The sequence below is a fragment of the Aeromicrobium sp. CFBP 8757 genome (assembly GCF_014841755.1).
Lineage (GTDB): Bacteria > Actinomycetota > Actinomycetes > Propionibacteriales > Nocardioidaceae > Aeromicrobium.
In genome coordinates this window covers 569,313-592,789 of the sequence record NZ_JACYUM010000001.1, presented here as the reverse complement: position 1 = coordinate 592,789, position 23,477 = coordinate 569,313, and the positions used below count along the sequence as shown (strand labels likewise).

Sequence of the window (23,477 nt, the reverse complement as noted above, 5' to 3'; positions counted from 1 at the left end):
GCACCAGCATGGGCCCATCACGTGAACGAGCGGTGAACGGCGCCGCGGTCGTCGGCGGCGCCGCGCCATGTTTCGACCGTGTGACCCCGTCTCATCTCCGCACGGCCGTCGACGCCCGGGACGACGGGCTTCTCCGAATCGTCACATTAACGCTCTGTTAACCGTAGCCAACCACGCGACCTTCAGGGCAGGCTGTCCTCACCCGTGGGTGCCCCCTCGCCGGGCGGCACCCGTCCGCACCCCACAGGAACGAGCCCATCCGTGAGGAACTCTCGCGCTCTCATCGGCGTGACCGGTCTCGCGCTCGCCGCGACCTGCGTGCTCTCGAGCACCAGCGTCGCGGCGACAGCCGTCGAGCCGTCGTCCGGCACCACGTCCACCCCGACCCCCGCACCCGGCCGCGGTCCCTCGACCGCCACGACGGTCGAGCCGCTCAGCAAGGCGCAGGTCGTCAAGCGCGCCGCCGAGACGGCCGTCGCGGGCGACCCGATCAGCATGCCGACGTCGTACCCGTACCAGCCCAACCTCAAGGTGTACCGCGACAACGCCGACGACGCGGCCCACTCGGCCGAGCTGATCGGGCACCCCGAGATCGCCCCGAAGCTGCTCGACCTGATGGCCGAGAGCGACCGGGTCTCGGCGCAGGTCGTGGGCCAGTCGACCGAGGGACGCGACCTGTACCTCGTCACGGTGACCGCACCCGAGTCGGAGGCCGAGACGGCGCAGCAGACCGCCTGGAAGAACGAGATGAAGTCCGATCCGGTCGCCGCCGCGCAGGACGCCGCCCTGCTGCGCGACTACAAGACGCCGGTCTGGATCAGCAACAACATCCACGGCAACGAGTGGGAGGGCACCGACGCGGCGATGAAGTACATCGACTACCTCGCGACGGCGCCCCTCAGCGAGGTGCGCAGCATCCTCGAGAACAACCGGCTGTACTTCTCGCCGTCGCTCAACCCGGACGGTCGCACCAACGCGACGCGTGCCACGGCCCTGGGGCTCGACCCCAACCGCGACATGATCACCAACTCGACGCCCGAGACGAAGTCGTTCATCCGCCAGGCCCAGGCGATCCAGCCGATCTACGCGGCCGACTTCCACGGCTACACCAGCGTGCTGCAGATGGAGCCCACCGGACCGCCGCACGGCTCGAACTACGAGTACGACCTCGTGATGCCGCACAACTACGCGCTGGCGCTCAAGGTCGAGAAGGACGTCGTCGACGCCGCGATCCCGGGCAACACGTACCGCAACATCACGACGGGCGCGATCGTCTCGGAGAACACGTCGGCCGACACGGCGCACATCAAGATCCCCTACCGCGACACCCCGGACGGCTGGGACGACTTCCCGCCGATCTTCACGGCGCAGTACGCGTCGTTCTTCGGTGCCGCGGCCGCCACGGTCGAGCTGCCCAAGGGTCGCAACGGGACGCCGGCAGGTCGCCAGTCGCCGGCCAACGCCGTCATCAACTCCGCCGTCGCCTACCAGACCATGACGAGCATCGTCGACTACATGAACACCGCCGGCACCGCCAAGGACATGATCAAGAACCAGATCGAGACCTTCCGTCGCGGCGTCGCGGGTGAGCCGAAGGACAACCTCACGGTCAGCAAGGTCAGCAGCGTCCCGGGCCCGACCCAGTGGCGCTCGCTCTGGGACGTCGCCGACGACCAGGAGAAGATCACCCTGCCCCGGGCCTACGTCATCCCCGTGGGCGACGGCCAGCGCTCCGCGAGCGACGCCGGCCGCCTGGTGCAGCAGCTGCTGACCCACGACGTCGAGGTGGGCACGCTGGCCGCCGACACGACGGTGGGCGGCACGACCTACCCGAAGGGCTCGTACGTCGTCGACATGCACCAGCCCCTGCGCGGACTGGCCAACGCCCTGCTCGACCTGGGCGAGGACATCTCGGCCAAGGTGCCGTCGATGTACGACATCTCGGCCTGGAGCTACGCGTACACGTGGGGCGCCACGGTCGACAAGGTCGGCCTGACGACGGACTCCCCGATCGGCACCGTCTCGCCGATCACGGCGCCCGCGTCGAACGTGTCGACGCCGGCGAAGGCCGGCTACCTGACGTTCGACGTCGCGGGCGTCGCCGACTACCAGGCGCTCAACGCCCTGCTCGAGGACGACGAGCAGGTCTCGATGCTCGCCGACGGATCGGCCGTCGTCGGTCCCGAGTCGTACGACGCCGCGAAGGAGGTCGCGTCGACGTTCGACATCGACCTCGACGTCGCGACGAAGGCCGATCTCGACGCGCTCGACGATGCCGGCACCAAGGCGCTGGCCGATCTGACGATCGGCTACGTCGGCACGCAGGACGACAAGCTCTCGCTGCAGCAGCTGGGCTTCGACGACCTCGTGGCCGTCACCGCCGCGTCGGTCAACGCCGATCCCACTGTGCTCGACGGGATCGACGTCCTCTGGGTCGGCTCGACCTTCAACACCGACGACCGCGCTGCGACCAGCACGACCCCCGCCGTCAGCTACCTGCCCGCCCGCACGGCCGTGCAGAAGCTCGTCGCACGTGGCGGTGCCGTCCTGGGCCGCGGCAGCGCGGGGTTCGGCGCCGCCGTCTCCGCCGGCCTCATGAGCGGGACCGTCGTCAACGGCAACAGCTCGGGCAACGGCATCGTCGACGTCGACACGCCGGCCGGCTCGGTGCTCGCGCCGTACGCGCAGGACAGTGCGTTCATCTACCCGGCGTTCTCCTTCACCGGGCTGGGCGAGGGCGTCAGGACCGAGCAGACGTACGCGGCCAAGCCGTTCCTGGCCGGGCACTGGCGTGGCACCACCGAGACGAACGGCCCCGCGACGGCGGCCGGCAAGGCCTCGGTCGTGTCGTACGTCAAGCCGACGACGGGTGCCAAGTCGATGGTGTTCGGCACCTCGGTGTTCTTCCGCACCCACCCCAAGGGCGGGATGAGCCAGGCCGCCCGCGGTCTGTTCTGGGCGGGTCCGACGGGTGACGCGGTCGTGGCACCCGGCGGATCGGGCGTCTCGATCACGTCGGTCTCGCCGGTCACCTACCCGGCGTCCGCGTCGGTGACGGTCGCCGCGTCCGACGCGTCGGGCGCCTCGCTCGACGGCACGGTGGAGCTCACGGCGGGCGGCACGGTCGTCGCCTCCGGCGCCACCAGTGGCGGCAAGGCCACGCTGACGGTCCCGGGCCTGACGCCCGGCACCACGTCGGTCGTCGCGACGTTCACCCCGTCGTCGGCGCGCTTCACGGCGTCGACCAGCGCCCCCGCCGCGATCTCCGTGGCGAAGGCGAGCCCGAGGCTGACGCTGAAGGCCAAGAAGTGGAAGGTCGCGAAGAAGGCGCGGGTCACCGTGTCCCTGTCGGTGCCCGGCGTCTCGACCGGCGGATCGGTCGTCGTGACCGACAAGGGCCGCAAGGTCAAGACGATCTACGTCAAGGCCGGCTCGTCGCGCACCGTCACGCTGAAGCTCAAGAAGGGCACGCACCAGCTGCGCGCCACCTTCTCGGGCAACGGCCTCGTGGCACCCGGCACGACCAAGGCGGTGAAGGTCCGCATCCGCTGACGTCGACCCTGCAACGACACCGCGGCCGGTTCCCCTCGGGGAGCCGGCCGCGGTGCTGTGCGGGACGGTACGGGTCTCTCGTGGTCAGCGCCCGGCCGCCACGTGGTTGGCGGCCAGGTACGACAGGCCCAGTGCCGGGAGCAGACCGTTGCCGGCGAGGTAGCCGCCGGCCCCGTGGCCCGAGATGCCCATCGCGGCGCCGCCGGCCGCGTACAGCCCGGCGATCGGCGTGGCGGAGTCGTCGACGACGCGGGCGTGCTCGTCGACGCGCAGCCCGCCCTGGGTGTGGAACAGCGCCGGGCGCACCGCGACCGCCGCGAGGCGTCCCGTGAGCTCCTGCTCCCACGACGTGCGGCCGAGCTCGTCCTGCGCGTCGCCGCGGGCCATGCGCTGCGTCCGAGCGAGCGTCTGCTCCAGCCCGTCGGCGTCGATGCCGACCTGCTCGGCGAGCTCACGCGCCGTGTCGGCCCACTTGACCGCACCGGACGCGCGCGTGTCGAGGTAGTCCTGGAACACCGAGCACGCCTCGTCGATGCGGGCGTCGAGGATGATCCAGGCCTGGCCGTCCGCGTGCTGCAGCACCGCGGCCGCGTACTCGGAGTAGCCGGTCGTCTCGTCGCCGAAGCGCCGGCCGTGACGGTCGACCAGGAAGGCACCGTGCATCACGGTCGCCCAGCCGGTCAGCGTCGCGGCGGGCATCGCGAGAGCGGCGTGCCCCTGGTACGCGTCGAGGTAGGCCGTCGCACCGCCGAGGCGCGTGCCGATCGAGAGCGCGTCGCCCGTCGAGGCCTCGCTGCCGTGGTAGACCGCGTCGGCGATCTCGGGGGCGTGCTGCGCGACGAGGTCGCGGTTCGCCGCGAAGCCGTTGGTCGCCAGCAGCACCGCGTCGGTCGGGATCTCCTCGGCGCCACCGGGCGTCGAGACGACGACCGCGCGCACGCCCGACTCCCCCACCAGCACGTCGTCGAGGTGCGCGGGGACGAGGAAGTCGATGCGCGGGTGGCGGCGCGCCTCACGGACGAGGTGCGACAGCATCGAGCGGCCGGACCGACCGGGCACGGTGTGGCAGCGGGTGCGGCTGTGGCCCGGATAGTCGAAGTCGGTGACGAGCGACAGGGGCATGCCCACCTCGTCGGCGAGCCACTCCACGAGCTCGGCGCTGACGCCGGCCAGCGTCGTGGCCAGCGCGGAGTCCGCCTCGTCGTGGGTCTTGGCCATGATGTCGCCGACGAACGTCTCGGCCGAGTCGTCGACGCCCGCGTCACGCTGCCAGCGGCTCCCGGCCCCCGGGATCATGGCCGTCGACATCGCGGTGTTGTTGCCCACCGCGAAGTGCTCGTTGGTCTCGACCACCAGGACGTCGAGGCCCAGCGACGCGGCGCGCAGGGCCGCGGCCAGGCCACCGCCCGCACCCGCGACGACCAGGTCGGGCCCGCCCTCGGCGTTCACGCGGCGCTCCCGTCGAGGGACGCTCGCAGACCGATCAGCCGCAGCGCGGTGGCCGTGGGATCGACCAGCACCGCACCGCCCGCGCTCGGGGCGACGTCGACCGCCGAGCACGCGTTGAAGACGAACCCGCCGTCGAGGTCGGCGACGCTGCGCTCCACCGTCTCGTTCCAGACCCGGTCGTCGGCGATCGCGTCGAACGACAGGTCGAGCACGCGCGTGTCGGGTGCCGTGAGGCCGTACGACGCGAAGCGACGGTCGAGCTCGGCCGCGATCGCGGGGTTGCGGGCCACCGAGAACAGGGGGGTCCCCTGGCTCGCCAGGAACGACGCCGTGAGCCGCCCGATGCCGAGCAGCGGACGGGCCAGGCCGTCCTGGTCGTCGATGCCCGGGTCGAGCACGCAGTCGGGCAGGAACGCGTCGAAGCCCTCCGGGTCGGCCGCGGCGAACGCCGCCAGCACGGCGCGCTCGGACGTCGCGACGTCCTCGGGCGTCTCGAGCGCCGTCGGGGCGCCTGATCCTGTGCCGATGTCGCGCAGCACGACCTCGACGCCGTCGGGGCTGTGCTCGTCGTAGCGGGCCTGACGGCGGGCCAGCTCCTGCTCGCCGACCGCGATGGGCGTGAACGACAGAATCCTCATGATGTCTCCTTCGTCGGCGCGGGCGGGTCGATGCCGAGCGCGCGCGGATCGTTGGGGTGCTCGGCCAACGGGTGCACCTGGATGTCCATCCACGGGTGCAGCGGCAGCGACGTCAGCGCCTCGTGCAGCACCGTCGCGTCCGGGACGTCGTACAGGCTCCAGTTGGCCCACCGGCCCGGGATGCGCCACAGCCGGCGCAGGTGTCCCGCACCCGCCAGCCGCTGGCCCTGCAGGAGCTCGGCGGCGAAGATCTCCTCGCGCTCCTGATCGTCGTCCCGCCCGGGGGGCCAGACGATCTCGATGTGCACCAGGAACTCGGGCATCAGGTGCCCAGGTAGGCGGCGCGGACCCGCGGGTCGTCGGCGAGCTCGGCGCCCGAGCCCTCCAGCACGATCGCGCCGCTCTCGATGACGTACGCCCGGTCGGAGATCGCCAGCGCCTGCGACGCGTTCTGCTCGACGATCAGCACCGTCACACCGGTGTCGCGGATCTGCCGGATCGCCGCCAGCACCTGGGCCGACAGGTTGGGCGCGAGGCCCACCGACGGCTCGTCGAGCGTCAGCACCGTCGGACGCGCCATGAGCGCGCGGCCGATCGCGAGCATCTGCTGCTGACCGCCCGACATCGTGTTGGCGCGCTGCGAGCGCCTCGTCGCGAGGATCGGGAACAGGTCGAAGACCTCGTCGAGCGACGCCTTGATGCTCGACCGCGGCTGCGAGTACGCACCCATCTCGAGGTTCTCGATGACGTCGAGGTCGCCGAAGAGGGCGCGGTCCTGCGCCACGTGCAGCATGCCGGCGCGCACGATCTCGTCGGGACGCAGCGACTGCACCGGCTCCCCACCGAGCAGGATCTCTCCCCCGGTGGCCTTGATGATGCCGGCGACCGCCCGCAGGGTCGTGGTCTTGCCGGCGCCGTTGGCACCGATCAGCGAGACGATCTCCTTCTCGTCGACCCGCAGGTCGATCTCGTGGAGGATCTCCAGGCGGCGGTAGCCGGCACTGAGGTTCTTGAGCTCGAGCATCTAGTAGTCCTCTCCGAGGTAGGCCTCGATGACCTGCGGTTCGGCGATGACCTCGGCGGGGACGCCCTGGGTCAGGACCCGTCCGTCGTGCATCACGACGAGCCGCTCCGACAGCGCCATGACGGCGGCCATGATGTGCTCGACGAACATCACCGTGAGGCCGTCGCCGTGCAGGTCGCGCAGCAGCTCGATCATAGGGGCGCGCTCGGCGGGGACGAGCCCCGCCAGCACCTCGTCGAGCAGGATCATGCGGGGCTCCATCGCGAGCGCCCGCGCGAGCTCGAGGCGCTTGAGCCCCGCCGTCGGCAGGCTGCCCGACGCCGCGGTCGCGTACTGCTCGAGCTGCACGCGCTCGAGCACGCCGAGCGCGTGCCGGCGGGCGTCCTTGCGGGACCGCCGGCCCAGCGACGCGATCGTCACGTTCTCGAGCACCGACATCGACTCGAACGGCCGCATGAGCTGGAATGTGCGCACCAGACCGGTGCGCGCGACCCTCTGGGCCGACCAGCCCGTGATGTCGGTGCCGTCGAACACGATGCGGCCCGACGTGGGCTCCTGGCTGCCGGCCAGCAGCGAGAACAGCGTCGTCTTGCCGGCGCCGTTGGGTCCGATGATGCCCAGGAACTCGCGGTCGTCCACCGTCACGTCGACGGTGTCGACGGCGGTGAGGCCCGTGTACTTCTTGGTCAGTCCCTCTACCTCGAGCAGGCTCATGAGCGCCACCGATCCCTGATGGTTCCGAAGATGCCCTTGGGCATCACGATGACGATGATGATGAGCAGGGTCGCGTAGACCGCGACGTCCAGGCCCGACGTTCCCTGCAGGAACGACAGGAAGCCGGGCGGGTTGCGCAGCACCGTCGCGACGAGCTCGGACAGCGGGCCGACGACGGCCGCGCCGATGACGGGGCCCCAGATCGTGCCGATGCCGCCGATGACCGCCGGGATGATGGCCTCGACCGACACCGCCGACCCGAACGCCTGCTCGGGCCCGACGAAGAAGTAGTACTGCGTGTAGTAGACGCCGGCGACCGCCGTGACGCCGCAGCTCAGGGCGACGGCGATCAGGCGCGCCCGCATGGTGTCGATGCCGAGCGACGACGCCGCGACCTCGTCGTCGCGCACGGCCTGGGCGTACTGCCCGGCCCGCGAGCGGACGTAGAGGATCGAGATCAGCACCGCGACGGCGAGGATGGCCAGCGGGATCCAGAAGTACAGGGGGCTGCCCTGCTGGAACTGCAGCATCGACCACGAGTCGCTCGGGAGGATCTCGACGTTGAACCCCTCGGTCTTGTTGAGCACGTCGAGGTTCTGCACGATCAGCAGGAACATCTGCGCGAACGCGAACGTGGCCAGCGCGAAGTACGAGCCCGCGAGCTTGTAGCGCAGGCACATGTACGCGATCGCGACGCCCACGGCCGCCGACAGCACGGCCGCCACGACCATCGAGATCCAGGGCGAGATGCCGTGGTCGACCAGCAGGTACGCGCCGGTGTAGGCGCCGATGCCGAAGAACGCGGCGTGGCCGAAGCTGAACATGCCGCCGAAGCCGCTCATCAGGTTCCAGCCGACCGCCATGATCGCGAAGATCAGGGTGCGGATCGCGACGCTCTGGGCCTGCTCGCCGAGGAGCAGCGGCAGCAGCGAGAGCACCGCGACGCCGACGACCAGCACGACGAGCTGGCGCCGCATCCAGGTGTCCTTGAGCCGCGGGTCGTCCGCCGCGGGGAGCTCGTGCGCCGTGGTGGGGCGCGGGGCTGTGGTGTCGGTCATCACTTGGCTCCGTACAGACCTTGGGGGCGCAGGAACAGCACCATGACGAACACCGCGAACACCAGGATCAGCGATCCGGTGCCGGGCAGGTACAGGGCTCCGACCGTCTGGACCAGGCCGATGACCAGGCCGCCGATCGTCGCGCCGAGCACGCTGCCGAGGCCTCCGAGCACCACGATGACGAAGGCGAGGATCGTGAACTGCTCGCCGACCGACGGGGTGAGGCTCGTGAACGGGGTCATGAGACCGCCGGCGACGGCGACGCTGGCCGCGCCGATGCCGAACGTCAGCGCGTAGACGCGCCGCACGTTGACGCCGACGAGCGCAGCGCCCTGGGCGTTGGCGGCGACGGCGCGGATCGACAGGCCCAGCGACGTGCGTCGCAGCACCAGCGTCAGCGCGACGCCCACCAGCACGGCGCCGACGAACGCGATGATGCGCGAGTACGACGCGATCGCGCCGAACACCTCGAACGACCCGTCGATCGGCGTGCCGACCGACTTCGGCCGGCCCGTGAAGATCATCAGCAGGACGTTGGCGATCAGCAGCTGGATGCCGAGCGTCACGAGCAGCGGGCCCTCGTGGCTGCCGGTCGACGTCAGACGGTTGAGCAGGAAGTGCTGCACCATCATGCCGAACAGGAACATCACGGGGATCGCGAGCAGCGTCGCGACGTAGACCGGGATGCCCGGGCCGGCGACGAGCGCGTACACGACGTACATCGACATCGTCAGCATCGAGCCCTGCGCGAAGTTGACGACGCCGAGCACGCCGAAGATCAGCGTCAGGCCGATCGAGACCAGCGCGTAGACACCGCCCAGCAGCAGGCCCGTGACGATCGACTGCGTGACGAGACCGCTGTCCTTCCCGCCCACCGCGAAGACCGCGGCGAGCAGGACGACGACGGTGACCGCCACGACCGTCGTGGGGTGCGTGCCGACCCGGACGACCCGGGTCGGCCCGTCACCACGGGTGGTCGCTTCGGTCATCGTGCCGGGGCCGCGGGGAAGACGAGGTCCTTCGTCGCGACCTCCTGCGGGAAGACCTGCTCGACGTTGTCGCCCTGCACCTGCATGACGATGACCGTCGCGTTCTCGTTCTGGCCGCGCTCGTCGAACGTGATGGGTCCGTCGAAGGCCAGCAGCGGGTCGTCGATCTCGATGCCGGAGATGGCCTCGCGCAGCTTCTCGGGGTCGTCCGAGCCGGACTTCTCGAGCCCGGCCGCGATGACCTCGACCGCCTGGTACGACAGGATCGACGCGGTCTCCATGGGCTTGCCGTACTTGGCCTCGAAGCGCGTGCGGATGTCGGTGACGCGCTCGTTGTTGGCGTCGTAGTGGTAGTTGGCGCTCAGCACGTTCTGGCCCGAGGCACCGGACGCGGCGGGGAACGAGCCGTCGTCGAAGGCTCCGTTGGCGATGCCGTACAGGCCCTGGATGTCGGGACCGAGCTCCGAGACCGCCTTGGCGATCAGGACGCCGTCGGGGAAGTACCCGGTGGCCACGATGACGTCGGGGTTGATCGATGCGGCCTCGCGCACCTGCGTCGTGGCGTCGGAGAAGTTGGTGCCGGGGTACGTGATCTCCTTGACCGTCGTGATGCCCTGCGCCTCGGCCTCCTTCTTGAACGCGTCGAAGACGCTGTCGCCGAAGGCGCCCTCGATGTGCAGGTAGGCGACCGTCTTGATCGGGGTGCCCTTGTCCTGGCCGATCTTGACCAGCGAGTCGGCGCCGGACGTGCCCATGCTGGTGGCGTCGGGCTGCACGCGGAACGAGTACTTGTAGCCCTGCTCGAGGATCTTGTCGTCGACCGCGACGTCGATCACGAACGGCACGCGTCCGCGCTCGGCGACCGCCGCGACGTTCTGGGTGACGTCGCTCTGGTAGGTGCCGATCAGCGCGACCGCGCCGTCGCCGATGAGGCGCTGCGCCTCGCTCTGGCCGACCTCGGCCTTGCCCTGGCTGTCACCGCCGGCGAGCTCGAGCTGGGCGCCGTCGAGCGCCTTGATGCCGCCCGCCGCGTTGATGTCGGCGACGGCGAGCTTCGCGCCGTCGTCCATCAGCCCGCCGACACCGGCGAGAGGACCCGAGGTGGGGTGGATCGAACCGATGGTGACGGTGTCCGAGTCCGAGGAGCCTCCATCGGAGCTGCCGCACGCGGCCAACCCTCCGGTGACGACCAGTGCGGTCATCACGCTCGCGATCTTCTTCATTCCAGGACCTGCCTTCCGTGCCGGGGGGCACCAGATGTGTGTTCCACTGAAAGGAACGCTCTTCAGGGCGTGTGTTCCGCTCAGCGAACTACTGCGCAGAAGCCGACGGCCACTTTCACGTCACTATTCCATGACAAGGCCGCGATTACTAGATCTAGATCACACCGAAACAAAGATGTTACAGTTCCGCTCAGCGGAACGCCTACGTTCGTCGAGAGGAACATCATGACGTCAACCCATCCTTCCCGTCCTCCGGCGGAGAGCGCCAGCGGCACCGAGTCGGCCGATCGCGTCGCCGACGTGCTGGTCTCGTTCACACGCTCGGACCGTCCGCTCGGCGTCTCGCAGATCGCCCGCGACCTCGGCCTGAGCAAGGCCGTCGTCCACCGCATCCTGCAGTCGCTGGCGTCGCGCGCGCTCGTGCAGGCCATCCCGGGCGACGCCCGGTACGCCCTCGGGCCCACCGCGGTCGGGCTCGGCACCAAGGCGTGGAGCCAGCTCGACGTCCGCAGCCTCGCGGCACCCGCCCTGCGCCGGCTCCGCGACCAGACGCGCGAGACCGCGACCCTCTCCGTGCTGGTCGGCAACCGGCGCATCTACCTCGACCAGTACGAGAGCCCGCAGGAGGTCAAGATGGTCATCGAGATCGGACCCCAGTTCCCCCTGCACTCCGGCGCGTCGAGCCGGTCGATCCTGGCCTTCCTCCCCCAGGCCTTCATCGACGAGGTCGTGGCCGAGCTCGTCGACCTGCGGCCCGACGTCGACCCGGACGAGTTCCTCGACGGCCTCGCGCAGGTGCGCGACCTCGGGTACGCGACGTCCACCAACGAGCGCAACACCGGGGCCGCCTCGATCGCGGCGCCGTTCTTCGACGCGAGCGGCAACGTCCTGGGCTCGATCAGCTCGTCGGGCCCGGCGGCCCGGTACGCCCAGCCCGCCGACGAGTCGCACCAGGAGCACGTCGCCCAGGTGCTCGCCGCAGCGCGCTCCATCACCCGCCTGCTGCAGCCGGCCCGCTCGTGAGCGCCACCGCACGCGTCCTGCCCCGGTCGTTCCTCTACGTCCCGGCCAATCGCCCCGAGCTGTTCGACAAGGGCGTGGGGGGCCCGGCCGACGCCCTGGTCGTCGACCTCGAGGACGCCGTGCCCGTGCCCGCCAAGGACGCCGCCCGCCGCGGGCTCGCCGCCTGGCTGGACGCCCGTCCGGCGGACGCCACCGGGCCGGAGATCTGGGTGCGGGTCTCCCCCGAGTTCCTCGACGCCGACCTCGACGCAGCGGTGCGCCCGGGCGTGCGCGGGCTCTTCCTCGCCAAGTGCTCGACCGAGCAGCTCGACGCCGCGGCGCCCCGCCTGGCCACCCTGGAGGACGAGCGGCACGTCTCCCCCCGGCTCGACGTCGTCGGCCTGGTCGAGACGGCCGAGGCGCTGCGCGACCTCGCCGCCCTCACCACCCACGCCCGGCTCACGACGCTGGGCATCGGCGAGGTGGACCTGCTCGGCGACCTGCGCATGACCCGCTCCCCCCGCACGGCCGCGGCGATCGACGCGTTCCGCACGCAGGTCGTCGTGCACTGCGCGGCGGCCGACCGCTCGGCACCCGTCGCCCCGACGTCGACCGACTTCCGCGACCTCGAGGCGTTCGAGGAGAGCACGCGCCACCTGCTCGACCTGGGGTTCCGGTCGAGGACCGCGATCCACCCCGCCCAGGTCGGGGTCGTCAACACCGTCGCCAGCCCGTCGGCCGAGAGCCTGTCGGCGGCGCAGGAGGTGCTCGACCAGTTCGAGCGCTCGCAGGGCGGCATCACCCTCGACGCGCGAGGCCGGCTCATCGACGCCGCCGTCGTGCGCGAGGCACGAGAGACGATGGGCCGGCGCCGCTGATCGCGGCGCCGGCCCGGCGTCAGGTCGTGCGGTGTCGGCTCCCGCCGTGCGGCGTCAGCTGCCCGAGCGCTTCTGGAACGTGCCGCGCGGCTCGCCGACGATCGCGCCGTCGGCCCAGACGACCTCGCCGCGCAGGTACGTGTCGGTGACCCGGGCGGTCAGCTCGAAGCCCTCGAACGGCGTGTACTCCTGCGTCGAGACCGAATCGGCCGCCCGCACCGTGTACTGCACGTCGTCGTCGACGAGGCTGAAGTCGGCGTCGTAGCCGACCTGCAGGTCGCCCTTGTTGGCCAGGCCGAAGCGGTCGGCGGGGTTGCGGGCGGTCAGCTCGGCGATCGCGTTGTACGACAGCCCGCGCTTGCGGCCCTCGGAGATCATGCCGGGCAGCAGGTACTCGGTGCCGCCGAAGCCGGACTTCGCGACGAACACGTCGTCGCGCGGCTCGCCGAACTTCGTCTCGTCCTTGCAGCACGCGTGGTCGGACGTGACCCACGAGAAGTTGCCCGCGAGCAGGTGGTCCCACAGCGCCTCGACGTCCTCGCGCGAGCGCAGCGGCGGGTTGACCTTGCCGCCGAGGTTCGCGGTGTGGAAGTCGGCCAGCAGGTGGCCGACCGTGACCTCGCGGCGGAAGTTGATGTGCGGGAACGTGGCCTGCATCATCATCGCGGCCTCGATCGCCTTGCGAGACGTCAGGTGCAGCAGGTTGATGTTGGGCAGCTCGGTCTCGTGCGCGAGGTACGACGCGATCGTGATCGCGAGGCCCTCGGAGTGCGGCGGGCGCGACGCGCTGTACGCCTCGAGGCCCTCGAGCGTGCCGTCGGCCTCGACGAGCTTGGTGTACGCCCGCATGATCTCGGCGGTCTCGCAGTGCAGCGACAGCGAGATGTGGTCGCGGTCGGCGGCGAAGCGCTCGTCCTCGCGGGCCTTCTGGATGCCGCGCATGACGAACTCGAAGTGCGCGATGTCGTACGACTCGTCCTCCGGCAGCATCAGGAACGAGCCCTGGTCGGTCGAGCGACCGTGCAGGCCGTGGCTGCCGTAGAACATGAAGACCTTGAACGACGGGACGCCGTTCTCGACGAGGTACGGGATCTCGTCGATGTGCTGGGCCAGGATCGGCGCGATGTGGAAGCCGTAGTCGATGTAGGCCTTCTTCTCGGTCGCGGCGAGCACCTCGGGGAAGATCTCGGTGTACGGACCCGAGCGGTTCAGGTAGTACGCGCCGGTGCGCATGTACGTGATGCCCGAGGTCACGCCGCCCTGGGCCGACGCCTGGCTCTCGCTCGCGGCGTCCTCGCCCAGCTCGTTGTAGATGCCCCAGTGCTGGTGCACGTCGACGGCACCCGGGAACAGGTGCTTGCCGCCGGCGTCGAGCACGGTCTCGGCGCGGCTCGCGTCGAGGTCGGCCTCGAATGCCGCGAAGCGTCCGTCCTTGACCGCGACGTCGAGGCGCTCGGGGGCCTCGTGGCCCGGGCGCACGACCTGGACGTTGGTGATGATGAGGTCGAATTCAGGCATGGGTCAGTCCTTTGCTCGGAGCAGGGTCGATCAGGGTCAGGGGTGTCAGCAGGTCGTCCATCGTCGACGCTCCCGCGAGGTCGCGGCACACCGCGGACAGCGCGGCGACGGCGGCGGGGTCGAGGTTGCGGCCCGCGTTGGTCGCGAACTTCGACGCGATCTCGTCGAACGACAGCGGTCGCTGCGGCCCTCCCCGCGTGGTCAGCACCTTCTCGACGACGGTACGCCCGTCCTCGAGCTCGGCGGTCAGCACCGCCGGGAACTGGTGCGGGAAGATGTCGGTGCACTCGTCGTCGGCCACGACGTCGACCTTCGCCATGATGGCGCGCCGCGCCGGGTCGTGGGCGAGCTCGTCGGTGTAGTCGTCGAGACCGGCTCCCAGACCGCTGCCGCCGAGCAGGCCGACGGCGACGGCGTACGGACCGCTGAACTGGGCCATGTACCCCGTCTCGGGTGACCGCTTGACGTCGATCGGCTCGCCGATCGTGCGCAGGTTCGGCGCGGGGACGCCCAGCGTCAGCCGGCGGACGTCGCCGGGTGCGATGCCGGCGACCCGCAGCGCGGACGCCGCGTCGACGGCCGCGTGCGTGAAGTGGTTGGCCGGGTAGGGCTTGACGAAGATGCCGGGCACCGACCAGGTCGTGCCGAGGCCGTCGCTGACCTGGGACGGGTCGTACGTGCCGTGCAGCCACGACTGGAAGAAGCCGAAGCGCCCCTCCAGGACGGTCGGGGGCCCGGTGATGCCGTACTCGACGAGGCTCGCGGCCGAGATCGCCGCGTGCGCCGCCCACCCGCAGTGGATGCGCTTGACGGTTCCGCCGGTGCGGTTGGCCTCGATGATGCCCGACGCCATCGACGCCGCGACGCCCATCGTGTCGGTGATCGCCGCGGCCGAGGCACCGCCGATGACCGCTGCCGCGACCGCACCGCCCATCGCGCCGCAGATCGACGTCGCGTGCTGGCCGTTCTCGAAGAACGTCGAGTTCTTCTTCTCGGCGTCGTAGCCGGCCATGCCGAGCCGGACGCAGACCTCCAGGCCGATCGCGATGCCGCGCACGAGCTCGCGCCCGTCGGCGCCGTGCGCCTGCGCCGCGGCGAGGGCCGCGGGGACCACGGTCGCGCTGGGGTGCAGCACCGACGGCAGGTGGGTGTCGTCGTAGTCGAGCGAGTGCGCCAGCACGCCGTTGACGAACGCGGCGAGGTTGGCCGGCAGCGGGGCGTCGACGCCGACCGCCGACGCCGGTCCCCCGCCGGCCTGGTCGCGGGCCCACGAGCGGGCCGCGCGGCTGGTGTCGAGGTCGGCGGCCGCGACGGCGATGCCGAGCGTGTCGAGCACGCGCATGCCGACGCTCTCGACGACGTCGGCCGGGAGGTCGTCGTACGACGTGCCCTCGGCGAAGGCCGCGATCTGCTGGGCCAGGGTCAGCTCGCTCATGCCGACGTCACCGCCAGCGGGCGCACCGGCGAGCCGGTCGCGCCGTAGATGTTGAGCGGGATCAGCACGAAGGTGAACTCGTGGCGCTGCTTCGCCGCGAGCTCCTCCAGGTCGAGGGCCTCGATGATGTAGATGCCGTTCTCGACGAGCAGCACGCGGTGTGCCGGCAGGAGGGCGTGACCGCCGCCCGGCGCGAGCCGCTCGAAGGCGATCGTGTCGGCTCCCGCGGCGTGCACGCCCCGCGCGGCCAGCCACTCGGCACCGGCCTCGCCGATGCCGGGCACGCCGCTGGGGCCGCCGACGTACGGCGCACCCTGCGAGAACAGGCTGCCCCAGCCGCTGCGGATGAGGACGACGTCGCCCTCGCGGACCTCGACGCCCTCGCGCTCGGCCGCGGCCTCGAGGTCGGCGACGGTGATCTCGTAGCCGCCGTCGCAGACGTCGACCCCGAGGAGGGCCGGGATGTCGAGCAGCACGCCGCGCCGGACCATCGGCGCGATGGTGTGCACGCCGAGCTCGTCGTACTTGCCGCCGACGCCCGCGGCCGCCGCGTCGACGCCGCCGAACATCTTGCCGTCGTGCGACACGTGGGCCAGCGCGTCGATGTGGGTGCCGACGTGCGTGCCGGTCGTGATCATGTCGTTCGCGGCGCTGCCACCGTCGGCGCGGGTCATGTCGCCGTGACGGCGCGGCAGGGTGTGCCAGAACTGCGGGTGGTTGGGCGACTGCGGCATGCCGACGCGCAGCTGGCGCCCGAGGTCGACCACGTCGACCCCGCCGAGGGTGGCCTGGAGGAACGCGTCGGTCATCGGACGACCCCCGCGCTCGTGAGCTCGGCGATCTCGTCGGCGGAGTAGCCGGACTCGGTGAGCACCTCGTGCGTGTCCTGGCCGAGGGCACGGCCCGTGAAGCGGATCGCGCCCGGGCTCTCGCTCATCCTCCACATCACGTTGTGCTGCAGCAGCGGACCGACATCGGGGTCGTCGACCTCGAGCAGCATCTGTGTCTCCTTGATGTGGGGGTCTTGGGTGATGTCACGGGCGTCGTAGACGGGCGCGATCGCGGCACCGGCCGCCTCGAAGACGTCGAGGACCTCGGTGCGGTCGCGCTGCGCGATCCAGTCGCCGACGTACTCGTCGAGCAGGTCGACGTGCTCGGCGCGACCGGCACCCGTCGCGAACCACGGCTCGTCGATGACCTCGGGGTGCCCGACGAGCGTCAGGACGCGCTCGGCGATCCGCTGCGCGCTGGTCGACACGGCGACCCAGGCACCGTCCGCCGTGCGGTACGTGTTGCGGGGCGCGTTGTTGGTCGAGCGGTTGCCGTGGCGCTGGGCGACGACGCCGAGCTGCTGGTAGTACGTCGGCGCCGGGCCGACGGCCGTCATGATGGGCTCGAGGATGCTGAGGTCGACGACCTGTCCGGTGCCGGTGGCGTCGCGGTGGCGCAGCGCCATCAGCACCGCCGACGACGCGGCGATGCCGCAGATGCTGTCGGCCAGGCCGAACGCCGGCAGCGTCGGCGGGCCGTCGGCCTCGCCCGTCGCGTCGGCGAAGCCGCTCATCGCCTCGGCCAGCGTGCCGAAGCCCGGGCGCGCCGAGTACGGGCCGGTCTGGCCGAAGCCCGTCAGGCGGGCCAGGACGAGTCCGGGGTTGTCGGCGAGCAGCACGTCGGGCCCGATGCCCCAGCGCTCGAGCGTGCCGGGCCGGAAGTTCTCGACCACGATGTCGGCCTCGGCGGCGAGCCGGCGGAACACCTCGGCGCCACCGGGTGCCTTGAGGTCGAGAGCGACGGTGCGCTTGTTGCGGCTGATCTCCTTCCACCACAGCGGGACGCCGTCCTTGCTGGCGCCGTGGCCGCGCATGTTGTCGCCGCCGGCGGGGTGCTCGATCTTGACCACGTCCGCACCGAAGTCGCCGAGGATCTGGCAGCACAGCGGGCCCGCCAGGATCGTGGACACGTCCAGCACCCGGACACCGGACAACGGCATGGGAAGGTCAGTCACGAAGACACCTGTTTCGCTGAGAGGAACATCTGTCCGGCTCACTCTAATGGTCCGATGCGGCGAGGGGAACCCCGTCGGCGCCGCTTTCTGACTCGTCGCCTGTCGTCTCGGCGCAGATCATTGACGCGCTCACGGCGCGCCGCGTAGCGTCCACACTCATGAGCACCTCACACACGTTTCGCCCAGCGGAACAGCGAGCCGCCACCGACGAGCTGGCACGGCTCGCGACCACGTGCCGGCGCGACGGGGTGCCGCCCGAGGTCCGCGACCGGGTCGCCACGATGCTGGTGGACCTGCTCGGCGTCACCCTCGTCGGCAGCAGGACCCCCGAGCTGCAGGTGCTGGCGGCGTCCTGGCAGGCCGAGCGCGGGACCCACGCGACCATCGGCTCGTCCGTGACCGGCACGGCCGAGACCGTGGCGCACCTGGACGCGATCGCCGCCTGCTGTCTCGAGCTCGACGAGGGCAACAAGCACGCCGCGGGCCACCCGGCCGCCCACGTCCTCTTCGCCGCCGTCGCCGCCGCCCGGATCGCCGCCAGGCCGGTGACCGGGCCCGAGCTGGTCGATGCCGTCGCGGTCGGCTACGAGGTGGCGGCCCGCTTCGGCCGGGCCACGACCCGCGACCCGCGATGGCACACCCACGGCCACTGGGGTGCGACCGGCGCGGCGTGCGCCGCCGCGCTGCTGCTCGACGCGACGACCGAGCAGGTCGCCGCCGCGATCGACGCGTCGACGACGCTGGTGCAGGTCGCCCCGTGGGAGGTCGTGCTGACCGGCGGGTTCAGCCGCAACCTGTGGATCGCGGGGGCCAACCGCGCCGGCCTGGACGCCGCCCGCCTCGCGCTGGCAGGTCTGGTCGACAACGCCGGCAGCGCCCAGCACACGCTCGGCGACGTCATCGGCACCCTCGACCCGACGAGCCTGGTCGACGGGCTCGGCGAGGACTGGCTGACGACGCAGGGCTACACCAAGCAGCACGCCTCGTGCTCGTACACGCACGCCGCGGTCGACGCGGTGCAGGCGCTGAAGGCCTCGTACGGCCTGCACGGCGACGACGTCGCGCGGGTCGTCGTGCGCACGCACTCGCTCGCCACCCCGCTGTTCCAGCGCGACCCGGGCTCGCGGTTGGCCGCGATGTTCTCGCTGCCGTTCGTCGTGGCCGCGGCGGTCGTCAGCCCGGCGATCGACGCGACGACGCTCGACCCGGACGGTCCGACGTTCGCGGTCGCGCAGGAGCTCAGCACGCGGGTCGAGGTGTCCGCGGCTCCCGCGCTCGACGCCCTGCTCCCCCACCGCCGCGCCGCCGAGGTCACGATCGTCCTGCACGACGGCACCGAGCTGGGCCTCGGCGTGCCGAACCCGATCGGCGACTCCGACCACTTCCCGATGTCGGCCGCCGACGTGACGGCCAAGGTGCGGCGCCTGGTCGGCGACGACGACACGCGACGCATCCTGGCCGTCGTGGCGGCACTCGCAACGAGCACCGACGCCGTCGCGACCCTCCGCGCGCTGCCCTGAGCGAGGCGCGCGGAGGGTCGGACCCGACTCACCTGACGCGAGCCGTCCTGGCGCTCCTGCTGCGGCCTACCTGACGCGGGCCGTCTTCCTGCTGTTCCGCGCCTCGGTCACGTAGCCCGGCTTGTTGGCCGTCACGCGCACCACCACCCGCTTGCCCCGGTAGGCCTTCGCGAGGCGGAGCGTCGGCCGGTTGCCGCCGACCCGGTGACCGTTGACGTACCAGCGGTAGGACAGCTTCACCCCGGCGTCGTATGACGCCCTGCGGACCGTCAGGGTGCGACCGACCTTGCGCGTCCCCTTGACCGAGGGCCGCGGGGACCGCGCCTGCGCGCCGGCGACGACACGCTGCCCGGCGCTGGTCTGCGAGACCGTGCGGTACCCGTCCTTCGAGCCGCGCACGGTCACCGCCAGCACCGCGCGATGGTCGGCCGGCGTCAGCGAGTACGTCGGACCGGTGGCACCGGTGACGGGTGAGCCGTCGCGGGTCCACTGGTAGGCCAGGGCCGTCCCGGCGTCCCACGTGCCGGCGTCCGCCGTGACGCTGCCGCCCACCTGCACCGTGCCCCTCACGGCGGGGACCGGTGTCAGGACGAGATCGCCCTCGACGACCGCGCCGGTCGGCTCGCTGGTCCGGGTCGCCGTCGCATAGCCGGCACGGCGACCCGTCACCTCGAAGGCCACCCGGTCACCGACCATCCCTGCCGCCGGGGTGAACGTCGTGCCCGTGGCGCCCTCGACCGCGTCGCCGTCGACGAGCCAGCGGTACGACAGCGTCGTGTCCGCGGCCCACTCGCCGGCCGATCCGGTCAGCTCCACGCCGACCTTCGCGACACCCTGCACGGTCGGGACGGTCGTGGCCTGGTCACCGGCGGCGACCTCGACCGTCGGCTCGCTCGTCGTGGTGACCGAGGTGTAGCCGTCCCGCTTGCCGGTGACCGCGAAGGTCACGATCTTGGCGGCAGCCGACGCGTCCGGGGTGAACGACAGCTCCATCGCGCCCTCGACCGCCGATCCACCGACGAGCCACTGGTACGTCAGCGTCGTGCCCGCGTCCCAGGCGCCCGGCGTGCCGGTCAGGGCCACTCCGACCTTCGGGGTGCCGCTGATGGTCGGCCGGGGTGTCTCCACCAGCGCACCCGGCGCCACCTCCGCCGTCGGCTTGCTCGTGCGGGTGACCGTCGCGTAGGCCTCCCGCGTGCCGGTCACCGCGACGGTGACGGTCTTGCCGACCGTCGCCGCACCCGGCGTGAAGGTCGAGCCCGTCGCTCCGTCGACGGCGACGTCGCCGGCGGACCACTGGAACGTCAGCGTCGTGCCGTCGTCCCAGGTGCCCGGGTCGGCCGTCAGCTCGGCACCCACCGTGGGTGTGCCGCTGATCGTGGGCACCGGTGTCGCCGTCTGCGCCGCGGGCGCGACCGCCACGGCCTCGCTCACCTTCGTGACCGCCGTCGGGTAGCCCGGTTTCGTGCCGGTGACGGCGACCGTCAGGCGCGCGCCGACCTGGGCGAGCGTCGGGGTGAAGGTGACGCCGGTGGCGCCGGTGACCGGCGAGCCCTCGACCGACCACTGGTAGGCGAAGGTCGTGTTGTCCTCCCAGACGCCCGGAACGGCCGAGACCGGCGCGAGCGCCCGTGGTGCGGCCGAGAGGGTCGGCGTCGGGACGTCACCGAACTCCCCCGCGACGACGGGCGCCGTGGCGGTGCTCGTCCTGGCGACGTTGCCGTAGCCGGACTTGGTGCCGGTGACCGTCACCGTGACGGTCTGGCCCACCTGGGTCGCGAGCGACGGGACGAAGCTCGGGCCGGTTCCGCCGTTGGCCGCGGTGACGTTCACCCCGTTGACCGCCCACTGGTAGGTGAAGAACGTCCCCGGCTCCCAGGTTCCGACGTCGAGCGTGAGCCGTCGGCCGATCTTCGGGGTGCCGCTGACGACGGGCGTGGAGCCGGTCTGGGTCGTGCGCGCGACGGCTGCCGTCGCCTCACTGGTGCGCGTGACGGGAGACGCCGAACCCTTCGACCCTGTGACCATCACGCGGACGGTCAGGCCGACCGCCGTCACGCTCGGCGTGAAGGTCGACGTCGTGGCGCCGGCGACGGGCGTCCCGTCGACGAGCCACTGGTAGGTGAACGTCGTGCCTCCGGCCCACCCCGCCGTGGCGGCCGTGAGGGGCTGACCGACCGTCGGCGCCCCACCCGTGACGGTCGGGACGGCGGACGGCGACACGGGCGGCGCACCGACCGTGACGGTCGAGGTGCAACCGGCGCACGTCGAGCCCAGCGTGCTGGCCCGCGCGGCGGCCTTCAGGCTCGCGCCCGTGGCGTCGTCGGCGACGGCCACCGGGATCGTGACGGTCGAGGTGGCCCCGACCGCGGTCGACGGGACCGTCCACGTCAGCGTCGTGCCGTCGACGCTCGTGCCCTCGGGCAGGGTGCCCAGGGACGCGTCGTCGAGCACGTCGGCGAGATCGACCGTCACGACGCTGCTGGTCTGCGCGACCCGGCCCGTGTTGCGGCTGGTGAGCGTGTACGAGGCCGCAGCGCCCGCCGAGACCGGGGTGGTCGGGCCGGCCAGGGCGAGGGTGAACTTCGCCGGCCAGGACGGCTTGCCCGCGCGGTAGATCCACTCGTCGAAGAAGGCCGTCAGGTCACGCCCCGAGATCTCCTCGGCGAGCGCGATGAAGTCGGTGGTGCGCTTGCTGGTGCCGATGTGGCGGTCCTGCCACGTGCGCATGAGCGTGGCGAAGTCGGCCGCGCCGATCGCGGTGCGCAGCGCCTCGAGCGTCATCGCGCCGCGGGTGTAGACCTGCGCGCCGAACAGCTGGGACGCCTCCGCCATGCGAGCGGTCGGGACCGCCCACAGAGAGCTGGTGGTGCTCGCGTTGCTCCACGACGTGAAGTACGAGCTCTCGGTGCTCGTGGTGGAGCTCCCGGCTCCCTCGTAGGCCGTCTGCGCCTCCGTGTACGTCGCGGTGCCCTCGCTGACCCAGATGTCGTTCCAGTCGGTCGGTGACACACCGTCGCCGAACCACTGGTGCGTCAGCTCGTGGATCGTGGTGGACCGGCCCGCGCTGTTGGGGAAGAACGACCGGTCCTGCGTCTCGAGCGCGTAGTTGATCGCGGACGGGACGACGTCGGTGACGAGACCGACGCTGTTGCCCGGGTAGGGGCCGTACTTCGTCTCCAGGAAGTTCAGGATCGACGTCAGCTGGGCGCGGGTCGCCTGGGTAGTCTGCTGGTTGGCCACCGAGATGGCGGGGTCGATGAACGACCACTCCGGCAGCACCCGTCCGCTCGCGAGCGTGATCGACGACTCGTACATCGTGTAGCGACCCACCGAGATCAGGCTCACCATGCTGGCCATGGGCTTCTTCTGCTCCCACACCCAGGTGGTGCGGGAGCCGTCCTTGCTGGGTGTGCGGGACGCGAGCTCGCCGTTGCTCACGACCGCGGCGTCCTTGAGACCGGGGTTGGCCGCCGCGGCCGTCGCGGACGTCGCCAGCTTGCTCGGCGCGTCGACCGAGATCGTGTAGGTCGCCTTGTCGCGCGGCGTGTTGTTGTTCGGGAAGGCCGTCATGGACCCGACGGGCTGGTTGACGAACGTCGCGCCGTCCGTCGTGTTGTTCCAGCCCTCGTACGAGCCGTCGGTGTCGGTGTGGCGCACCGGGACGCCGGAGTAGGTGACGACCGTCGAGAAGTCGCCCGACACGGGGGTCGCGGGCGTCACGACGAGCTTGTGGACGTCGGTCGTGGCGTCGTCGACCGTCGTGTTCTCGATGCGCGTGAACGTCGCGGGCCTGCCGTCGACCGTCACCGAGTCGACGTTGAGCGTGCTGGCCTCGAGCGTGCTGGCCGAGCCCTGGAAGTCGAAGGCGTAGGACGACAGCGGGGCGCCCGTCGTCCGTGCGTCGACGGTCGTGCGCGCGGTGCGGAACGACGTCGCCGCCGGGGCGTTGTTGGTGCCGGACACCGCCACGTCGACCGACAGGTCGATGTCGTAGTGCAGGGCGTCGTAGCCGGAGTTGCCCTGATTCGGGAAGAGGCTGTCCCCCGCCGTCAGTCCGCCGTCGACCGCGTCGGCGGCGACGGCCGCTCCCGTCCCGGTCGTGACGACGAGCGTCCCGGCGACCAGCGCCAGGGATGCGATACGTGCCAGGTGTCGTGATGCGAGCGCCATGCGCCCTCCCTCGGAGTCGTGCCCGCGTTGGAACCCCACCCCAGGGTCGACGGATCGTGGCTGATGATGCCCCGACCTGATGTCAGGGACGTTTCAAGATCGTTGCTGCAGGAAATGATCGGGCAACGACCTCGATCCGTCACGGGAACGGCCGGTCCTGGGACGTCCCGACATACAGAAGACCCCCTGGCCAGCGCTTCGGCTGATCAGGGGGTCTTGTCCATGGTAGCCCCGACGGGATTCGAACCCGCGCTACCGCCTTGAGAGGGCGACGTGCTAGGCCGCTACACAACGGGGCC

At 71.4% G+C, this 23,477-nt stretch carries 17 protein-coding genes and 1 tRNA gene; 4 read left to right on the top strand and 14 right to left on the bottom strand.

The window, feature by feature from the left end:
• The first annotated feature begins 261 nt into the window (after nt 1-261).
• Nucleotides 262-3,552, top strand: coding sequence for a M14 family metallopeptidase (locus tag IFT73_RS02875; protein ID WP_192166300.1), 3,291 nt, complete (start codon nt 262-264; stop codon nt 3,550-3,552).
• 84 nt (nt 3,553-3,636) lie between these two features.
• Here IFT73_RS02875 and IFT73_RS02870 read toward each other — a convergent pair whose 3' ends face one another.
• Genes IFT73_RS02870 through IFT73_RS02835 form a run of 8 tightly spaced genes read right to left on the bottom strand, consistent with a single transcriptional unit; the run spans nt 3,637 to nt 10,626 of the window.
• A complete protein-coding gene (locus tag IFT73_RS02870; protein ID WP_192166299.1) occupies nt 3,637-5,001 on the bottom strand; it encodes an FAD-binding protein in 1,365 nt (454 codons plus the stop codon).
• Nucleotides 4,998-5,639: a hydantoin racemase gene (locus IFT73_RS02865; RefSeq protein WP_192166298.1), complete on the bottom strand. Its 642-nt coding sequence runs from the start codon at nt 5,637-5,639 to the stop codon at nt 4,998-5,000. Before IFT73_RS02865 ends, IFT73_RS02870 begins: the two co-directional genes overlap by 4 nt.
• Nucleotides 5,636-5,962: a muconolactone Delta-isomerase gene (locus IFT73_RS02860; protein ID WP_192166297.1), complete on the bottom strand. Its 327-nt coding sequence runs from the start codon at nt 5,960-5,962 to the stop codon at nt 5,636-5,638. Before IFT73_RS02860 ends, IFT73_RS02865 begins: the two co-directional genes overlap by 4 nt.
• A complete protein-coding gene (locus IFT73_RS02855) occupies nt 5,962-6,663 on the bottom strand; it encodes an ABC transporter ATP-binding protein (protein ID WP_056607466.1) in 702 nt (233 codons plus the stop codon). The genes IFT73_RS02860 and IFT73_RS02855 overlap by 1 nt, the downstream gene beginning before the upstream one ends.
• A complete protein-coding gene (locus tag IFT73_RS02850; RefSeq protein ID WP_192166296.1) occupies nt 6,664-7,377 on the bottom strand; it encodes an ABC transporter ATP-binding protein in 714 nt (237 codons plus the stop codon).
• Nucleotides 7,374-8,435 (bottom strand): branched-chain amino acid ABC transporter permease, encoded by a 1,062-nt coding sequence (locus IFT73_RS02845; protein ID WP_056607462.1) that lies wholly within the window; start codon nt 8,433-8,435, stop codon nt 7,374-7,376. Before IFT73_RS02845 ends, IFT73_RS02850 begins: the two co-directional genes overlap by 4 nt.
• Nucleotides 8,435-9,424, bottom strand: coding sequence for a branched-chain amino acid ABC transporter permease (locus IFT73_RS02840; protein ID WP_192166295.1), 990 nt, complete (start codon nt 9,422-9,424; stop codon nt 8,435-8,437). Before IFT73_RS02840 ends, IFT73_RS02845 begins: the two co-directional genes overlap by 1 nt.
• On the bottom strand, nt 9,421-10,626 hold the full coding sequence (locus IFT73_RS02835) for an ABC transporter substrate-binding protein (RefSeq protein WP_244632963.1): 1,206 nt from the start codon (nt 10,624-10,626) through the stop codon (nt 9,421-9,423). Before IFT73_RS02835 ends, IFT73_RS02840 begins: the two co-directional genes overlap by 4 nt.
• Before the next feature lie 246 nt (nt 10,627-10,872).
• Between IFT73_RS02835 and IFT73_RS02830 the strand changes: the two genes are divergently transcribed.
• Nucleotides 10,873-11,670, top strand: a complete 798-nt coding sequence (locus tag IFT73_RS02830) for an IclR family transcriptional regulator (protein WP_192166293.1) — start codon at nt 10,873-10,875, stop codon at nt 11,668-11,670.
• Nucleotides 11,667-12,527 (top strand): aldolase/citrate lyase family protein, encoded by an 861-nt coding sequence (locus IFT73_RS02825; RefSeq protein WP_192166292.1) that lies wholly within the window; start codon nt 11,667-11,669, stop codon nt 12,525-12,527. The genes IFT73_RS02830 and IFT73_RS02825 overlap by 4 nt, the downstream gene beginning before the upstream one ends.
• Nucleotides 12,528-12,581: 54 nt before the next feature.
• Here the strand turns inward: IFT73_RS02825 and IFT73_RS02820 are convergent, their stop codons facing one another.
• Genes IFT73_RS02820 through IFT73_RS02805 form a run of 4 tightly spaced genes read right to left on the bottom strand, consistent with a single transcriptional unit; the run spans nt 12,582 to nt 17,470 of the window.
• Nucleotides 12,582-14,045: a dihydroorotase family protein gene (locus tag IFT73_RS02820; protein WP_192166291.1), complete on the bottom strand. Its 1,464-nt coding sequence runs from the start codon at nt 14,043-14,045 to the stop codon at nt 12,582-12,584.
• Nucleotides 14,038-15,480 carry an MmgE/PrpD family protein gene (locus IFT73_RS02815; protein WP_192166290.1) on the bottom strand — a complete coding sequence of 481 codons (1,443 nt, stop codon included), beginning with the start codon at nt 15,478-15,480 and terminating at the stop codon, nt 14,038-14,040. The genes IFT73_RS02820 and IFT73_RS02815 overlap by 8 nt, the downstream gene beginning before the upstream one ends.
• Nucleotides 15,477-16,289 (bottom strand): cyclase family protein, encoded by an 813-nt coding sequence (locus IFT73_RS02810; protein ID WP_192166289.1) that lies wholly within the window; start codon nt 16,287-16,289, stop codon nt 15,477-15,479. Before IFT73_RS02810 ends, IFT73_RS02815 begins: the two co-directional genes overlap by 4 nt.
• Nucleotides 16,286-17,470: a CaiB/BaiF CoA-transferase family protein gene (locus IFT73_RS02805; protein WP_192166942.1), complete on the bottom strand. Its 1,185-nt coding sequence runs from the start codon at nt 17,468-17,470 to the stop codon at nt 16,286-16,288. The genes IFT73_RS02810 and IFT73_RS02805 overlap by 4 nt, the downstream gene beginning before the upstream one ends.
• A 173-nt stretch (nt 17,471-17,643) precedes the next feature.
• On the opposite strand from IFT73_RS02805, the gene IFT73_RS02800 reads away from it, so the two are divergent.
• The gene (locus tag IFT73_RS02800) at nt 17,644-19,005 is read left to right on the top strand and encodes an MmgE/PrpD family protein (RefSeq protein ID WP_192166288.1); all 1,362 of its coding nucleotides are present in this window, start codon (nt 17,644-17,646) and stop codon (nt 19,003-19,005) included.
• Nucleotides 19,006-19,071: 66 nt separating this feature from the next.
• Here IFT73_RS02800 and IFT73_RS02795 read toward each other — a convergent pair whose 3' ends face one another.
• Both IFT73_RS02795 and IFT73_RS02790 read right to left on the bottom strand, forming a co-directional pair.
• Nucleotides 19,072-23,178 (bottom strand): M1 family metallopeptidase, encoded by a 4,107-nt coding sequence (locus IFT73_RS02795; RefSeq protein WP_192166287.1) that lies wholly within the window; start codon nt 23,176-23,178, stop codon nt 19,072-19,074.
• A 223-nt stretch (nt 23,179-23,401) separates the two neighbouring features.
• Nucleotides 23,402-23,477, bottom strand: a tRNA-Glu gene (locus IFT73_RS02790).

Excerpts from the sequence above, each read along its gene's own strand:
- IFT73_RS02795 (WP_192166287.1), bottom strand. The coding sequence starts at position 23,178 with ATGGCGCTCGCATCACGACACCTGGCACGTATCGCATCCCTGGCGCTG.
- IFT73_RS02815 (WP_192166290.1), bottom strand. The coding sequence starts at position 15,480 with ATGAGCGAGCTGACCCTGGCCCAGCAGATCGCGGCCTTCGCCGAGGGC.
- IFT73_RS02805 (WP_192166942.1), bottom strand. The coding sequence starts at position 17,470 with ATGCCGTTGTCCGGTGTCCGGGTGCTGGACGTGTCCACGATCCTGGCG.
- IFT73_RS02860 (WP_192166297.1), bottom strand. The coding sequence starts at position 5,962 with ATGCCCGAGTTCCTGGTGCACATCGAGATCGTCTGGCCCCCCGGGCGG.
- IFT73_RS02850 (WP_192166296.1), bottom strand. The coding sequence starts at position 7,377 with ATGAGCCTGCTCGAGGTAGAGGGACTGACCAAGAAGTACACGGGCCTC.
- IFT73_RS02800 (WP_192166288.1), top strand. The coding sequence starts at position 17,644 with ATGAGCACCTCACACACGTTTCGCCCAGCGGAACAGCGAGCCGCCACC.
- IFT73_RS02855 (WP_056607466.1), bottom strand. The coding sequence starts at position 6,663 with ATGCTCGAGCTCAAGAACCTCAGTGCCGGCTACCGCCGCCTGGAGATC.
- IFT73_RS02835 (WP_244632963.1), bottom strand. The coding sequence starts at position 10,626 with ATGACCGCACTGGTCGTCACCGGAGGGTTGGCCGCGTGCGGCAGCTCC.
- IFT73_RS02840 (WP_192166295.1), bottom strand. The coding sequence starts at position 9,424 with ATGACCGAAGCGACCACCCGTGGTGACGGGCCGACCCGGGTCGTCCGG.
- IFT73_RS02845 (WP_056607462.1), bottom strand. The coding sequence starts at position 8,435 with ATGACCGACACCACAGCCCCGCGCCCCACCACGGCGCACGAGCTCCCC.
- IFT73_RS02820 (WP_192166291.1), bottom strand. The coding sequence starts at position 14,045 with ATGCCTGAATTCGACCTCATCATCACCAACGTCCAGGTCGTGCGCCCG.
- IFT73_RS02830 (WP_192166293.1), top strand. The coding sequence starts at position 10,873 with ATGACGTCAACCCATCCTTCCCGTCCTCCGGCGGAGAGCGCCAGCGGC.
- IFT73_RS02810 (WP_192166289.1), bottom strand. The coding sequence starts at position 16,289 with ATGACCGACGCGTTCCTCCAGGCCACCCTCGGCGGGGTCGACGTGGTC.
- IFT73_RS02865 (WP_192166298.1), bottom strand. The coding sequence starts at position 5,639 with ATGAGGATTCTGTCGTTCACGCCCATCGCGGTCGGCGAGCAGGAGCTG.